The organism is Microbacterium sp. GXF6406, from assembly GCF_054798215.1.
Map to the genome: position 1 here is coordinate 20,150 of NZ_JBSJZH010000012.1, position 14,961 is coordinate 35,110.

General features: G+C 68.0%; 14 protein-coding genes. 2 read left to right on the plus strand and 12 right to left on the minus strand.

The window, feature by feature from the left end; translation table 11 throughout:
- Position 1 precedes the first annotated feature (1 nt).
- The 11 genes from murC to ACWAUG_RS08565 all read right to left on the minus strand — a co-directional run bounded on the left by murC (position 2) and on the right by ACWAUG_RS08565 (position 12,271).
- On the minus strand, positions 2-1,402 hold the full coding sequence (murC, locus tag ACWAUG_RS08515; RefSeq protein ID WP_460802146.1) for a UDP-N-acetylmuramate--L-alanine ligase: 1,401 nt from the start codon (positions 1,400-1,402) through the stop codon (positions 2-4).
- Between the two features lie 65 nt (positions 1,403-1,467).
- Complete coding sequence (locus ACWAUG_RS08520) at positions 1,468-2,541, minus strand: UDP-N-acetylglucosamine--N-acetylmuramyl-(pentapeptide) pyrophosphoryl-undecaprenol N-acetylglucosamine transferase (protein WP_298039261.1); 1,074 nt, start codon at positions 2,539-2,541, stop codon at positions 1,468-1,470.
- A 9-nt stretch (positions 2,542-2,550) separates the two neighbouring features.
- Positions 2,551-3,735 (minus strand): peptidoglycan glycosyltransferase FtsW, encoded by a 1,185-nt coding sequence (locus tag ACWAUG_RS08525; RefSeq protein ID WP_298039263.1) that lies wholly within the window; start codon positions 3,733-3,735, stop codon positions 2,551-2,553.
- Positions 3,704-5,251, minus strand: a complete 1,548-nt coding sequence (murD, locus tag ACWAUG_RS08530; protein ID WP_460802147.1) for a UDP-N-acetylmuramoyl-L-alanine--D-glutamate ligase — start codon at positions 5,249-5,251, stop codon at positions 3,704-3,706. Before murD ends, ACWAUG_RS08525 begins: the two co-directional genes overlap by 32 nt.
- A complete protein-coding gene (gene mraY / locus ACWAUG_RS08535) occupies positions 5,233-6,345 on the minus strand; it encodes a phospho-N-acetylmuramoyl-pentapeptide-transferase (protein WP_298039268.1) in 1,113 nt (370 codons plus the stop codon). Before mraY ends, murD begins: the two co-directional genes overlap by 19 nt.
- On the minus strand, positions 6,342-7,754 hold the full coding sequence (locus ACWAUG_RS08540; RefSeq protein ID WP_298039271.1) for a UDP-N-acetylmuramoyl-tripeptide--D-alanyl-D-alanine ligase: 1,413 nt from the start codon (positions 7,752-7,754) through the stop codon (positions 6,342-6,344). Before ACWAUG_RS08540 ends, mraY begins: the two co-directional genes overlap by 4 nt.
- Positions 7,755-7,785: 31 nt before the next feature.
- On the minus strand, positions 7,786-9,567 hold the full coding sequence (locus tag ACWAUG_RS08545) for a peptidoglycan D,D-transpeptidase FtsI family protein (RefSeq protein ID WP_460802148.1): 1,782 nt from the start codon (positions 9,565-9,567) through the stop codon (positions 7,786-7,788).
- Between the two features lie 21 nt (positions 9,568-9,588).
- The gene (locus ACWAUG_RS08550) at positions 9,589-10,161 is read right to left on the minus strand and encodes a hypothetical protein (RefSeq protein WP_298039276.1); all 573 of its coding nucleotides are present in this window, start codon (positions 10,159-10,161) and stop codon (positions 9,589-9,591) included.
- A complete protein-coding gene (gene rsmH / locus ACWAUG_RS08555) occupies positions 10,158-11,096 on the minus strand; it encodes a 16S rRNA (cytosine(1402)-N(4))-methyltransferase RsmH (protein ID WP_298039279.1) in 939 nt (312 codons plus the stop codon). The genes ACWAUG_RS08550 and rsmH overlap by 4 nt, the downstream gene beginning before the upstream one ends.
- 101 nt (positions 11,097-11,197) lie before the next feature.
- Positions 11,198-11,629 (minus strand): division/cell wall cluster transcriptional repressor MraZ, encoded by a 432-nt coding sequence (mraZ, locus tag ACWAUG_RS08560; protein ID WP_298039282.1) that lies wholly within the window; start codon positions 11,627-11,629, stop codon positions 11,198-11,200.
- 249 nt (positions 11,630-11,878) lie between these two features.
- On the minus strand, positions 11,879-12,271 hold the full coding sequence (locus ACWAUG_RS08565) for a DUF3040 domain-containing protein (protein ID WP_298039284.1): 393 nt from the start codon (positions 12,269-12,271) through the stop codon (positions 11,879-11,881).
- A gap of 88 nt (positions 12,272-12,359) precedes the next feature.
- Between ACWAUG_RS08565 and ACWAUG_RS08570 the strand changes: the two genes are divergently transcribed.
- Positions 12,360-13,448 (plus strand): polyprenyl synthetase family protein, encoded by a 1,089-nt coding sequence (locus tag ACWAUG_RS08570; RefSeq protein WP_298039287.1) that lies wholly within the window; start codon positions 12,360-12,362, stop codon positions 13,446-13,448.
- A gap of 10 nt (positions 13,449-13,458) precedes the next feature.
- On the opposite strand, the gene ACWAUG_RS08575 is transcribed toward ACWAUG_RS08570, so the two are convergent.
- A complete protein-coding gene (locus ACWAUG_RS08575) occupies positions 13,459-13,809 on the minus strand; it encodes an Rv2175c family DNA-binding protein (RefSeq protein ID WP_366938978.1) in 351 nt (116 codons plus the stop codon).
- 130 nt (positions 13,810-13,939) lie between these two features.
- Here ACWAUG_RS08575 and ACWAUG_RS08580 point away from each other — a divergent pair, with 130 nt between their 5' ends.
- Complete coding sequence (locus tag ACWAUG_RS08580; protein ID WP_460802149.1) at positions 13,940-14,929, plus strand: LysM peptidoglycan-binding domain-containing protein; 990 nt, start codon at positions 13,940-13,942, stop codon at positions 14,927-14,929.
- Positions 14,930-14,961: the final 32 nt, after the last annotated feature.

A 14,961-nucleotide genomic window follows, 5' to 3' on the forward strand; every position in this document is an offset into this window, starting at 1 on the left:
CTCAGGCCTCGGCGGTGCCGCGGAGGGCGTCGAGCACCTGCGGGATGATCAGGTAGACGTTGCCGCAGCCGAGAGTGATGACGTAATCGCCCTCGCGGGCCACGGTCGCCGTGTAGTCGGCGGCCTCCTGCCAATCGGCGACGTAGTGCACGTTGGCAGCATCCTGAAAAGCACCGCTGACGAGCTCGCCCGTCACACCGGGCACGGGATCTTCCCGGGCGCCGTAGACGTCGAGCATCACCGTGTGATCGGCATAGGCCTCGAGGACCTCCGCGAACTCCCGGTACATGTGCTGAGTGCGCGAATAGGTGTGCGGCTGCTGGATCGCGATCAGGCGTCCGTCGCCGACCACGCTGCGCGCTGCTTCGAGCGCGACCTTGACCTCGGTCGGGTGGTGCGCGTAGTCGTCGAAGACGCTGACCCCGCGCTCCACTCCGTGAAGCTCGAAGCGGCGGACGGTCCCCGCGAAGCCCTCGACGGCGCGCACCGACTCGGCCAGCTCGTAGCCGAGCATGAGCAGCACGGCGACGGCTCCCGCGGCGTTGATGATGTTGTGCGCGCCGGGGATCGCCAGCTGCAACCGCTCGGAGGATCCGCGATACGTGATCGTCGCCGAGACGGGACCGGCGGTCGAGATCTCGGTCAGTCGCACATCCGCGTCCTCGGCCAGACCGAAGGTCGTGACGTTCTCGTGCGACAGCCCGGCCAGCACGCGGAGCGCACCGGGGTCGTCGCTGGAGATGACGACGGCTTCGGAGGCGGCATCCGCGAATCGGATGAACGCATCGTGGAAGGCCTCGTCGGAGCCGTAGTGGTCGAGGTGGTCGGGATCGACATTGGTGATCAGGGCGATCGCCGTGTCGTAGAGGAGGAATGTGCCATCCGACTCATCGGCTTCGACGACGAACAGCTCATCGGCGCCCGATGCGCTCGAGGCGCCCAGCTGCTCGATGACGCCGCCGTTGACGAAGTTGGGGTCTGCGCCCAGGGCCTGCAGCGATGTGACGAGCATGCCCGTCGAGGTCGTCTTGCCGTGGGCCCCCGCGATCGAGACCAGGCGGCGCCGGCCGATCAGCCAGTGCAGCGCCTGCGAGCGGTGGATCACGTGCAGGCCGCGCTCCTTCGCCGTGACGAACTCGGGGTTCTCCGGCCAGATCGCTCCGGTGTGGACGACGGTATCGGCCTCACCGAGGTGAGCGGCGTCGTGTCCGACGTGGACGGTCGCCCCCGCGGCCTCCAGCGCACGGAGCGCGTCACTGTCGGAGCGGTCGGAGCCGGAGACGCGGATGCCCGCGTCGAGGAACATCTGGGCGAGTCCGCTCATGCCGGATCCGCCGATGCCGATGAAGTGCGCGGCGGTGATGGACTCCGGGATCGGGAGGGAGAGGTCAGGTCTGATCATGTCGCATTCATTCTAATTCGCGCCCCTGATCGGGGGTTCGGGGCACGCCGGGCTGTGGATAAGGCTCAGCGCGCCACGGCCCGGTCGATCAATCCGATCATGTTCTCGGTGCCGGTGCGCGTGCCGACGCCCTCGGCCGCCTTCGCCATCGCGGCGATGCGCTCTCGGTCGTTCAGCAGTGGGATCACCTGATCTCGGATGCTGTCACCGGTGAGGCCGGCGTCCTCGATGAGGATCGCGGCTCCCGCGGACACGGCGGAGGCCGCATTCAGCTTCTGCTCGCCGTTGCCCACCGCATAGGGAACGTACACGGCGGGGATGCCGAGCGCGCTGATCTCGCTGACGGTCGCGGATCCGGCGCGGGAGACGATGAGATCGGACAGGGAGAACGCGAGATCCATGCGATCGACATAGCGGCGAAGCGCATAACCGGGCACCTCGGGATCGGAGAGCTCGCTCCGCTCGCCCGTGACGTGCAGCAGCTGCCAGCCGGCGGCAATGACATCCGCCCAGGAGCCAGCCAGAGCCTCGTTCAGGCGCTGCGCTCCCAGGGAGCCGCCGAAGACCAGGAGGACCGGGCGCTCGGCGTCCAGACCGAAGTGCTCGGCCGCCTCCGCGCGGGTCGCGACCCGGTCGAGCTCCACGATCTCACGGCGCAGGGGCATCCCGACGACCTCGGCGCCGGAGAGCGGGGTCCCGTCGAAGGCCACGCCGAGTCCGGCTGCACGCCGCGCACCGAGTCGGTTCGCCAAGCCGGGCTTCGCGTTGGCCTCGTGCACCACGTAGGGCACGCCCTCACGGCGCGCAGCGATGTACGCCGGCGCGGAGGCATAACCACCGAAACCGACGACGACATCGATCCGGTGGCGGCGGATGTGCCCGCGGACCTGCGCGATCGCACGACGGAAACGAGCGGGGAAGGCCAGCGCCTGGCGGTTCGGCCGGCGCGGGAACGGCACCTTGTCGACGATCAGCAGCTCATAGCCGCGCTCGGGCACCAGACGCGCTTCCAGTCCTTCCTTCGTTCCCAGGACGAGCACGTCCGCCTCGGGGTCGCGGGCACGAAGCCCATCGGCGACGGCGAGCAGAGGGTTCACGTGGCCGGCGGTGCCACCGCCGGCGAGAAGGTACGAGGTCACCAGGTGACCTTACCCCTTTCCACCGACCTGTTCCCGCTCGGGCGCCGGGATCGTCCGCGCGAATGCGAGCAGCACGCCGCACGCCAGCAGGACCGCGATCAGCGCAGTGCCGCCCTGGGACATGAACGGCAGAGGAACGCCCATCACGGGGACGATGCGCAGCACGACCCCGATGTTGATGAGTGCCTGTCCGAGAATCCAGACCGTGATGCCGCCTGCTGCGACGCGGATGAACGGATCGGAGGTCTTGCGCATGATGTGGAAGGCGCCGATGGCGAAGAACGTGAAGAGCCCGAGCACGACGATGCAGCCGATCAATCCCAGCTCTTCACCGACGATCGCGAAGATGAAGTCGTTCGCCGCCGCGGGCAGCCAGCCGTACTTCTCCTGGGAGTTGCCGAGTCCGAGGCCGAAGATCCCGCCGTTGGCCATCCCCCAGACCCCGTGGATCGACTGGTAGCAGTCGGTCTCGTAGAGGGTCATGTCCTCGCAGCTCGCCGTCATTCGTCGCATGCGGTCCGGGCTCATCACGGCGAGCAGCGCGACGCTGACGACACCGAGCAGAACGGGGATGACGAACAGCCGCAGCCTGACCCCGGCGAAGAACAGGCATCCGAGCAGGATGAGGACGAGCACCATGCTCGTGCCCAGGTCGTGGCCCGCCATGACCGTGCCGATCACGAGGACGCTGACGGGGACGACCGGGATGAACACGTGCTTCCACACGCCCAGCAGAGCGCGCTTGCGCAGCAGCACGTAGGCGATCCAGATCGCCAGGGCGAGTTTGAGGAATTCAGACGGCTGCGCCGATATGCCCGCGACCTTGATCCAGTTGCGGTTTCCATCAGCGGCCACGCCGAGCGGTGTGAAGACGAGAAGCTGCATCGCGATCCCCGCGATGAGCGCCGGCCAGGCGATCTTCTTCAGCACCGAGATCGGGACCCGGCTGACGAGGAACATCAGTGGGATTCCGACGGCGGCGAACATCGCCTGCTTGAGAGCGGTGTCCATGACGCCCATCTCGACGGCGCTCGTCGCCGAGATGACCATGACGATGCCGAAGCAGGTCAGCAGCAGTGCGGTCGATGCGATGAGGAGGAACTCGGTCGACGGCGGTGTGAAGATTCGCCCCAGTGTGACCCGCGCGGCGAGTCCCCGGGACTCACTCCGCGACGGGCGAGCCGTCTGAGTCATCAGCACTCCCCCGGTCGATCCACCTGCGCACCGCTTCGGCGAAGCGATGACCACGATCCGCGTAGCTGTCGAACTGGTCGAAGGATGCCGCGGCAGGGGCCAGGAGAACCGTGCCCCCGTCTGCGACGATCCCCGCGGCCGTTTCGACCACGCGTGTCATGATCTCTTCAGTCTCAGCGCTGACGACCTCGATCACGGGCACGTCGGGCGCGTGTCGCTCGAATGCCGCGACCAGCTCGGCGCGTTCCACACCGATGATGAGCGCGGCGCCCGCCGTGCGTCCGGCTCCCGCGATGAGGTCAGAGAGGTCGACGCCCTTGAGATCGCCGCCGAGCACCCAGACGGCTCCCGGGTAGGCGCGCAGCGAGGATGCTGCGGCGTGCGGGTTCGTCGCCTTGGAGTCGTCGATCCAGGTGATGCCGGCGTGGCGGGCGACGACCTGGATGCGGTGCGCATCGAGTCGGAAGCCCTGCAGCGCACGGTGGATGGCCTCGGCAGGGACGCCGACGGCGCGTGCGAGAGCACTCGCCGCGAGGATGTTCTGCACGATGTGCGGTGCCGAGAGGCCCACGGCGACCAGATCGTCGATCGTGGTGAGCTCCAGGGCGCTGTTGCGCCGGTCCTCGATGAAGGCCCGGTCGACGGCGATGCCGTCGACGATGCCGAAGTCGCTCGGCCCGGGAACGCCGAGATCGAATCCGATAGCCCGCGCCCCCTCGCGCACATCGGCCTCCTCAACCATCTCCCGCGTCGCGATGTCGGCTTTGTTGTAGACGCAGGCGACGCGCGTGTTCCGGTACACGAAGGCCTTCGCAGCGCGATACGCGTCGGCGCTGCCATGCCAGACCAGGTGGTCGTCGGCAAGGTTCAGGCAGACCGATGAGTGGGGCTCGAGCTCGCCGGCGGCGCTGCTCTGTCCGATGTACCAGAGCTGGTGGCTGGAGAGCTCGACGACGAGAACATCGAACCCTGCGGGGTCTCGCACGGCGTCGAGGACCGGAATCCCGATGTTGCCGCACGGCGCCGCCCGCAACCCGCCCTCGCGCATCAGCGTCGCGGCGAGCTGCGTGGTGGTCGTCTTGCCGTTGGTGCCGGTGATGAGCACCCAGTCGGCGGGCGTTCCGTCATCGCGCACGACCTTGTCGCGCACCCGCCATGCCAGCTCGACGTCTCCCCACAGGGCGATTCCCTGCTCCTGCGTCCAGCGGATGAGCGGATGCGAGGGCGCGAAGCCCGGCGAGGCGACGACCACGTCCGGCGCGAACGCGACGAGCGCCGCCGGTGCCTCATCCAGTTCTCCGATCGCCAGCTGCGCACCGATCACGGGGACGAGGCGCTCGTACTCCTCGGAGGCGGACTCCGAGAGGACGAGGACCTCGGCGCCGAGCTCGGTCAAGGTGTCGGCGGCGGAGAAGCCGGTCACCGAGAGTCCGAGGACGGCGACGCGCAGCCCCGCCCAGTCGGCGCGCCAGCTGGTCAGCGAGTCGAGGCGGCTGCTCATGCGAGGCTGAGCCATTCGACGTAGAAGAGGCCGATCGCCGACACCGCGAGCAGACCCGCGATGATCCAGAGCCGCACGACGATCGTGACCTCGGGCCACCCGCGCATCTCGAGATGGTGGTGGAACGGGCTCATGAGGAACAGGCGCTTGCCCCGGGTGATCTTGAAGTACGCGCGCTGCAGGATCACGGACCCCGAGGAGAGGACGAAGATGCCCGCGATGAGCAGCAGAAGCAGCTCGGTCCGGGTGAGGATCGCCATCGCCGTGATCACGCCGCCGATCGACATCGATCCGACATCGCCCATGAACACCTTGGCCTTGGGTGCGTTCCACCAGAGGAAGCCGACGAGCCCCGCGGCGAAAGAGGCCGCGACGATCGCGAGGTTGAAGGGGTCGCGCACTGAATAGCATGCCTCGAGGACATCTGCCTCGGCACCCGTGGCGCTGAAGCAGGACTGCTTGAACTGCCAGAAGGCGATGAGGCTGTATGCGCTGACGACGAAGACACCGGCTCCGGCGGCGAGGCCGTCGAGCCCGTCGGTCAGGTTCACGCTGTTGGAGGTCGCGATGCCGACGAGCGCGATCCAGACCAGGTAGACGATCCAGCCGATGATCACCCCGAAGGCGAACAGGTTGAGCCAGGGGATGTCGCGGAACAGCGAGATGTAGCCGCTCGCCGGAGTCTGGTCGAACTGGTTCGGGAAGTTCAGGGCCACGACTCCGAACGGGATCATGACGAGGAGCTGGCCGAAGACCTTGCGCCAGCCGGACAGGCCGAGACTGCGCTGGGATTTGACCTTCATGTAGTCGTCGATGAAACCGACGATGCCGAAGCCGAGCATGAGCCACAGCACGAGGATCGCCGACAGCGCCGGCGTGCTCCCGCCCGCGTAGACGCCGGTGAAGTAGCCCACGATCGTGCCGAGGATGAAGATGATGCCGCCCATGGTGGGCGTTCCCCGCTTGGCCTCGTGGCTCGGGTTGCTCGCGTCTTCCGGTGTGCGGATGACCTGTCCCCACCCCCAGCGGCGGAACAGCCGCAGGAAGACCGGGGTCAGGAAAAGAGTGAAGGCGAGCGAGATGGCCGCAGCCATGAGGAGTGATCTCACGAGAACAATTCTCCCAGACGGTCGCCGAGGTGTCGGAGCCCGACGGAGTTGGATGACTTCACGAGCACACGGTCGCCGTCGCGCAGCTCGGTGCGCAGGTAATCGAATGCGGAGTCCTGGTCGGGCAGGTGGACGGCTTCGCTGTCCCATGAGCCCTCGCCCACCGCGGCGAGGTAGAGCCGGCGTGCCTCCGGGCCGACGATGACGATCCGGCGGATGTTCAGACGCACCGCGAGCAGCCCGATGCGGTCGTGCTCCTCACCGGCATCCTCGCCGAGCTCGCTCATCGCGCCGAGAACCGCGACGGTGCGCTCCTCGGCTCCGCTGATCTGCGCCAGAGTGCGCAGCGCCGCGGCCATGGAATCGGGGCTGGCGTTGTACGCGTCGTTGATGATGCGCACCCGATCATTGCCCAGGGGCTGCATGCGCCAGCGCTCCGCGATCTCGAGCGTCTCGAGGCGCGCGGCCGCGACGGCCGGCGCGACGCCGAGAACGCGAGCGGCGGCGATCGCGGCCAGGGCATTGTTGACGTGGTGCGCGCCGAGCACCTGCAGGTGGAGCGGCAGCGTCTCGCCGTCGACGACGATCGCGGTGCGCGTGCCGTCCGCCGCGACCGAGATCTCCTCGGCTCGGAGGTCCGCGGTCGCGCCCTGCCCGAAGCCCACGACGCTCATGCCGCGCGCGGCGGCGATCTCGCGCATAGCGGCGACCCGGGGGTCGTCGATGTTCAGCACGGCCGTGCCGGTGGAGCGGGCGGCGGTCACGAGCTCCGACTTCGCCTTCGCCGTGGCCTCGATGCCCCCGAAGCCTCCGGCGTGCGCCATGCCGACCATCAGGACGACGGCGATGTCCGGCTCGACCAGACCCGCCAGGTGCGCGATGCTCCCCGGCTCTGCCGCTCCGAACTCGCTCACGAGGAACTTCGTCGTCGGGGTGACGCGCAGCATCGTCAGCGGAGCCCCGACCTCGTTGTTGTACGACGCGATCGGCGAGACCGTCTCACCCTCGTCCGAGAGGATGCGGGCCAGCATGTTCTTCGTCGTCGTCTTGCCGTTGGACCCGGTGATGCCGACGATCCTCAGATCGCCCTGATCCCGAACCCGTGCAACGACGGCGCGCGCCAGGTCGGCGAGGGCGGTGACGGCATCCGGCACGACGATCTGCGAGACCGGCGCATCCACGGGGCGCTCCACGAGGGCGAGCACAGCCCCCGCGGCGACCGCGGCGTCGACGAAGCGATGTCCGTCGGTGTCGGCACCGGGCTTGGCGACGAAGACGCCCCCGGGAACCATCTTTCGGGAATCCGTGTCGACGACCCCGTCCACCACGGTCTGCGCGGTGTCGGTGCCGTCGATGCGCAGGTCGCCGCCGGTGATGGCGGCGATCTCTGCGAGCGACAGGGCGATCATGAAATCTCCAGGTGCGGCACGCTCGTGCCGGCTACTTGAATTTGGGAAGCAGCTCGTCCATCGGTTCGGAGGACGGCGACACGCGGTAGGCCTTGAGCACTTGAGTCATCGCCTTCTGGAAGGCATCCGCGGTCGCTGCTGACGAGACAACTCTAGTCGGCTCGTCAAGTGTCACGACGACCACGTACTCCGGATCGTCCACCGGGGCGAAGCCGGCCATGCTCGTGAAGTAGATCCCGTCCTTGTAGCCGCCATTGCCATCGGGCACCTGCGCGGTTCCGGTCTTGGTCGCCACACGGTATCCCGGGACCTTGATGCTGTCGGAGAGCCCGCCCTGGACCGAGACGTTCTCGAGGATGCGGGAGACCTGATCCGCCGTCGATTCGGAGATGATCTGCTCGTGCTCGGGGGCCTGAGCGGGCACGACCGTTCCATCGTCGAGCGTGCAGGACTCGACGAGCGAGAGGTCGATCTTCTCGCCGCCGTTCGCGAGCGCCTGATAGGCGCCGGCCAGCTGCGGCGCCGTGACGGTGAAGTAGTGTCCGAAGGTCGTCGTGTACAGCGACTGGCTGTCCCAGTTCTCGACCGGGTGCAGCAGACCCGGCTCCTCGCGGGGGAAGTCGATCGTCGTCTCTCCGACGCCGAACCGCTCCAAATACTCGCGGCGCGTCTGCGCATCGATCATGGTGCCGAACTTCGCCAGTGCGACGTTCGAGGAGTCGATCATGGATCCGGCGAGCGTGTACTGATGGGCGCCGTGCACGAAGGCGTCGTTGATGACCGCTCCGTTCGCGAACTTCTCATGACTGGATGCCGAGACCGTGGTGTTCCCGTTGACGACCCCCTCTTCGAGCAGGGTGGCCGCCGTGATCGCCTTGAAGGTCGATCCCGGCTCGAACGTGCGGGTGAAGATGCGCGTTCCCCAGTCCTCCGGGCTCGAGGAATCGAGGTCGTTCGGGTCAAGCGAGGGCCATTCGGCGGCGGCGCGGATCTTTCCGGTCTTGACCTCGACCACCGTGACCGAACCCGCCTTGGCGTTCTGGGTGTGCGCCTCCTCGGCGATCATCTGCTGCAGGTACCACTGCAGATCGCTGTTGATCGTCAGGGTGACGGTGCCGCCGTCCTCCGCGGGAACCGTGCGGTCGCTCCCCGGAATGATCACGCCGTCGGTCCCGCGCAGATAGGTGCGCTCCCCGCTCGTGGGCGCGAGACAGGCGGATTCGAGCTGCTCGACACCGGACTGGGCCTCACCCGCGCTGTCGAGGTATCCGACGATGTTTCCGGCGACGGCCCCGTTCGGATACAGCCGCGTCTCGCGCGGTGTCATCGACAGGTAGACCAGGCCCAGGTCGCGCAGCTTCAAGTAGTCGGCGGTGCTCAGCCCGTTCTTGAGCAGGTAGTACTGCGAGTCGGGATTGTTCTCGAGGTTCGCTGCGACACCGGCGCGCAGATCGGCGGCGTCCTGCCCGGTGATCTCGGCGATCAGCTCCGATGCCTCCTCCCAGGGGTGCTCGGGCGGATTCTTCTCGTTTCCGTCGACCTCCTCGATGAGGCTCGGACTCAGCTGCGCGTCGTAGATCTTCACGCTCGAAGCGAGCACGATGCCGTTCTCGTCCTCGATCGTGCCGCGGGCACCGGTGAGCGTCTGCGTCGAGCCGAGCTTTCCGACCTCCAGGGAATCCGCGATGTGGTCGTTGGCGCTGACCACCTGGATGTCGACGAGGCGGATGACGAAGGCGACCAGCACGCACAGGATCGTTCCGAGGGCGAAGACCGTCCGGCGCCGGGGTCCTCGCGTTGCTCGTGACGTCATGGGGTTCCCTCAATCATCTGGTCAGCGGGTGGTCGGGCTGGGGAGTCCGTCATCGAGCGTGGGCGGGAGGTTCGACTCGACGGGAGCGGGAGTCTCCTCCTCCGCGGCTTCGCTGCTCTCGGCCGCCGCGGCCGCCTTCGCCTCGAGAAGCGCGTTCTGGACCGCGCCGGTCCCGGTGGGATCGACGCTGGAGTACCAGCCGGCTCCGGCGTCCGCACCGAGGACGGCCGAGTCGCTCAGCCGGAGGTAGGACGCGGAACCGGCGACGATCATTCCGAGCTCATCGGCCTTGGTCGCCAGACGCTGCGGCGAGGCGAGACCGGCCAGATCGTCGCTGAGGGCGCTGGAGCGCAGGTCGAGCTCACGCTGCTGGGAGGTGAGGTCGGCGAGGACGAACGAGTCGCGAGTGATCGCGAGCGACAGTCCGACCTGGGCCGCTCCGATCGCCGCCGCTCCCCCGAGCGCGATGAGCGCATAGATGAGCTTCGGCCGGCGCTTGCGGGCCGGGGCCGTGACGGTGGTGAGCCGACGCGCGGGTCGAGCCGCGGGCTTGCTCGGCACGGGCAGCGCTGCTGCCGCTGTGGCACGGCTCATATCGACTCCCGGATTCTCTCGGCGGCGCGCAGGCGGACCGGGATGGCCCGGGGGTTGCGCGCCTTCTCTTCTTCGTCGGCGAGTTCCGCCCCCTTCGTCAGGGTGCGGAAGCGCGGCGCGTGCTCGGGCAGCTCGACGGGGAGGCCGGCAGGTGCGGTCGAAGCGGATGCCGCCGCGAAGGCCTGCTTGACGAGTCGGTCTTCGAGCGACTGGTAGCTCATGATCACGATGCGCCCGTTGACCGCGAGAGAGCCCATGGCAGCGGGAATCGCGTCGGCGAGGACGCTCAGTTCGGCGTTGACCTCGATGCGCAGCGCCTGGAAGACGCGCTTGGCGGGATGCCCCGTCCGCTGCGCGGCCGCGGGCGTCGCCGCCTGCAGGAGGTCCACGAGGTCCTGCGATCGCACGAGGGGCTTCTCGTCGCGGGCCTGGACGATGAACCGGGCGTAGCGGGCCGCCAGCTTCTCCTCGCCGTAGCGCTCGAAGATCCGGCGAAGGTTCCCCTCGCTGTAGGTCGACAGGACCTCGGCCGCGGTGATGCCGGCGGTCTGGTCCATGCGCATGTCCAGCGGAGCATCCTTGGAGTACGCGAATCCGCGCTCCGCCTCGTCGAGCTGAAGGGAGGAGACGCCGAGGTCCATCAGGATGCCGGAGGCTCCCTGCGCGTGCAGGGCGATCTCGTCGTACACCGTGTGGACGAGGGTCACCCGGTCGGCGAAGCGCGCCAGACGCTGTCCTGCGATGCGCAGCGCGTCGGTGTCACGATCAAGGCCGATCAGCCGAATGTTCGGGAACCGCTCGAGCAGCGCTTCGGAGTGGCCGCCCATGCCGAGCGTCGCGTCGACGAGGATCGCGCCGTCGTGCTGGAGCGCGGGGGCGAGGAGTTCGACGCAGCGGTCGAGGAGGACGGGTGTGTGGATGTCTCGGATGTCCATGATTCTTTCCGGTGATCTTCGGCTCTGATTCCCCTCCGCTTCGCGACCCGGCACCGGGGAAGTGTGTCGGGGCGGGAGCGGCGGGGCATCACAGCCGAAGGTCAGAAGAGGCCCGGGATCACCTCCTGTTCCAGTTCTGAATAGTTCTCCTCGCCTGCTTCGAGGTAGGCGTTCCAGGCGGCGGCATCCCAGATCTCGGCGTGCGCGCCGACGCCGGTGACGACGAGCTCCTTCTGGAGACCGGCGTACTGGCGCAGGTGAGCGGGGATCGTGATGCGGTTCTGGCTGTCGGGCATTTCCGCGCTCGCTCCCGAGAGGAACATGCGCAGGAAGTCCCGAGCCTGCTTGTTGGTGAGCGGCGCCTGCCGGATGCGTTCATGCATCGCCTCGAATTCGGCGGTGCTGAAGACGTAGAGGCATCGCTCCTGGCCGCGGGTGACCACGATGCCGCCGCCGAGATCCTCACGGAATTTCGCCGGAAGGATGACACGACCTTTGTCATCGAGCTTCGGAGTATGCGTCCCCAACAACATCGGCCATCACCCCCTCTGTGTCCGGCCAACCTCGAGGTTTGCCCCACTTTACTCCACTTATCCCCACTTTCCTATGGCTGGACTCCACCGGTCTCGATGATCTGTATGATTGGCACCTCAAAAACCCCGGAATACCGGGGAATCTCCACGGGGAGGGCGAGTGGAGGGAAATGGGGCGTTTCGAACGGCACGCCGGAAGAAACAAAAAACCCGGATGCCAATGGCATCCGGGTTCTGGAAGGGAGAGGCTCAGCGGCCGTCTTGGCGGCGATCCCATCGATCGTTCATGCGATCCATGAAGGATGCCGACCCCGGCGCAGGTCGTTTCGCGGAGGATCCCGAGGGAACCGCGGTCGGGCCGGTACGACGGACGGGTGTGGCCGCGAGGATCACGCCGACGACCATCGCCGCGAATCCGATCACGCCGACCACGATGCTCCCGACCGCGCCGATCGTGCTGCCGAGCGCGACGGCGGAGACCAGCGCGGCGATGCCGACGAGCAGCAGAAGCGCACCGTATACGAGGTTTCGGTAGCTGAGCGTGCGATCCCCGGAGGGAGCACTGACGATGTCCGCGTCGTTGTGCAGGAGATGGCGTTCCATCTCATCAAGCAGACGCTGCTCCTGTTCTGACAGTGGCATGACGTCTCCCCTCATGTCGGTGACCTCCAGTCTAGCCGCGTCCGGTCCCCCGAGGCTAGCCATCGGCTGAGAACCTAAGCTGAGGATCGTGACTTCTTCGACACTCGTTCAGGACGCCGTCGCCGACCGGTTGGAGCGCTTCTTCGCCCAGCGACGAGAGGAGTCCGACGATTACGGCCCGGACGCCGCCCTCTTCCTCGAGGCCGCGCGCGGGACGCTCCTGGGCGGCAAGCGCCTACGGGCTCGCTTCTGCCACAGCGGCTGGCTGTCCGTGGCGCGCGAGGCGCTCCCCGAGGCCGCCGAGACGGCTGCCCTGTGGGACCTCTGCGCGGCCCTGGAGATCTTCCAGTCCGCGGCCCTCGTCCACGATGATCTGATCGACAACTCCGACACGCGTCGCGGCCGTCCCGCCGCGCATCGCGCTCTCGAGGAGCAGCACCGGGATCTGGACTGGGCCGGCGACGCCGAGGCGTTCGGACGCGCATCCGCGATCCTGCTCGGCGACCTGCTGGTCGCTTGGAGCGATGACCTGATGGAGCAGGCGATCGCCGAGCACCCGCACGCCGCTGCGGTGCGGGAGGAGTACGCCCGCATGCGACGCGTCGTCACAACCGGCCAGTTCCTCGACATCGCCGAGGAATCCGCGTGGCGCGTCAACGACGCCTCGACCCATGCCGCGCGCGCCCTGCGCGTCGTCTCGCTGAAGTCCGCCCGATACAGCATCGAGCAGCCCCTCGTGCTCGGGGCGGCCCTGGCGGGCGCCGATGCGGAGCAGATCGCCGCACTGCGCGGCTTCGGGCACCCGATCGGCGTGGCCTTCCAGCTGCGCGATGACGTGCTCGGGATCTTCGGCGACGAGTCCGTGACCGGAAAGCCCGCCGGTGACGATCTGCGTGAGGGCAAGCGCACCGTCCTCATCGCGCTCGCGCGTGAACGGCTCGACGGGCCGGCGCGCGAGGAGCTCGATGCGATGCTCGGCGATCGGTCGCTCACCGAGCAGCAGGTTCAGAGGATGCAGTCCGTGATCCGTGCGGCGGACGCTCTCGACCGCGTCGAGGAGATGATCACGGAGCACGCCCGTTCCGCCGAAGCAGCACTGGTCGGGGCGCGCCTCGAAGCGGCCGCAGTCGACGACCTGCGCGATCTCGGGTTAGCGGCGACCGTCCGATCGTCCTGAGCGTCGGGCCTCAGGCGAGCGTGCGCGCCACGCGGCGGACCGCGCTCTTGTGTCCGTCCAGAAGCGCCGCCATGGGCGAGCGTCCGAGCTCGGCCTCCTCGGCCAGCAGCCAGTCGATCGCCTCATCATCCGAGAAACCGGCGTCCTGCAGCACGATGATGGTCCCGCGCAGGGACGGAAGCGGGCTGCCGTTCACGATGAAGATCGAGGGAACGGCGAACGCGCCGTGGCGCTGCGAGCCGATCAGGTACTGCTCGGCGATCAGACGCCGCACCCGCCCCAGCGGCTCATCGAGCACCTCGACGAGGTCGGGCATGGTCAGCCAGTCGAAGGCCGGGGTTTCGGGAGCAGTCTCAGACACCCTCCGACTATCTCATCTCCCGGCTGACGAGACGCCCTGCGACACAGTTCACTACCGCCACATCCGCCACATTGGTTGACATGCGTTGACGAGCGTGTCAGCGTTTCAGGAGTCAAAAGACGGGGGAACCATGAAAACGACCACGCCACGACACGCTCAGATCGGGGTCCCCGCTGCGGTTCTCGGCGTCATAGCGAGCGCGATGAGCGCATCGCCCGCGACAGCAGTCGAACCGGCTTCCACCGGCGACACGCACCAGCTCGACGCCACAGCGCTGCCCCGCCCGGCCGCATCCGCTCCAACCGCCGCGGCCACCGGCACAAACCTCCCGGAGTTCCACACGGTGCGCCCGGGAGACACCGTGGCCGCGATCGCTGCCTCCTTCGGCCTCGCCACGGCCGACGTCCTCGCCTGGAACGATCTCAGCTGGAGATCCGTCATCTACCCGGGCCAGACCATCCGGCTGACCTCCCACTCGCCCTCCGCCTCTCCCGCACCGAAGTCCGCGACGACGGGGACGCACACCGTCGTCGCGGGTGACACGGTCTTCGCGATCGCCGAGAACCACGGCACGAGCGTCGCGGCGATCCTCGCGGCGAACTCGCTCACGCCCGCATCGATCATCTACCCCGGCCAGATCCTCCGGATCGCTCCCCCGGCGCCGTCCGCGGACGCCGCCCCCGCGGCATCCGCAGCGCCCGACACAACCGCCGCGCTCAACGCGTCCCAGGCGGAGAACGCCGCCCTCATCATCCGCATCGGCCGCGAGCTCGGCGTCCCCGAACGAGGCATCGCGATCGCCCTGAGCACCTCGATGGTCGAATCCTGGATGCGCAATCTCGACTGGGGCGATCGCGATTCGCTCGGCCTCTTCCAGCAGCGCCCCAGCACCGGATGGGGCGACCCTTCTCAGATCATGGACCGCGGGCACAGCATCCGCTCGTTCTTCCTCGGCGCGCACAACGCCGACGGAACCACCACACGCGGCCTCCTCGACATTCCCGGCTGGCAGGAGATGCCCTTCAGCGATGCCGCCCAGGCGGTGCAGATCTCCGCCTACCCGGAGCGCTACGGGCTCTGGGAGCAGGCCGCATACCGCTGGCTCGAGCTGTACGGCTGATTCTCGCGGCTTTCCCCGCGCAAAAGGTGAGG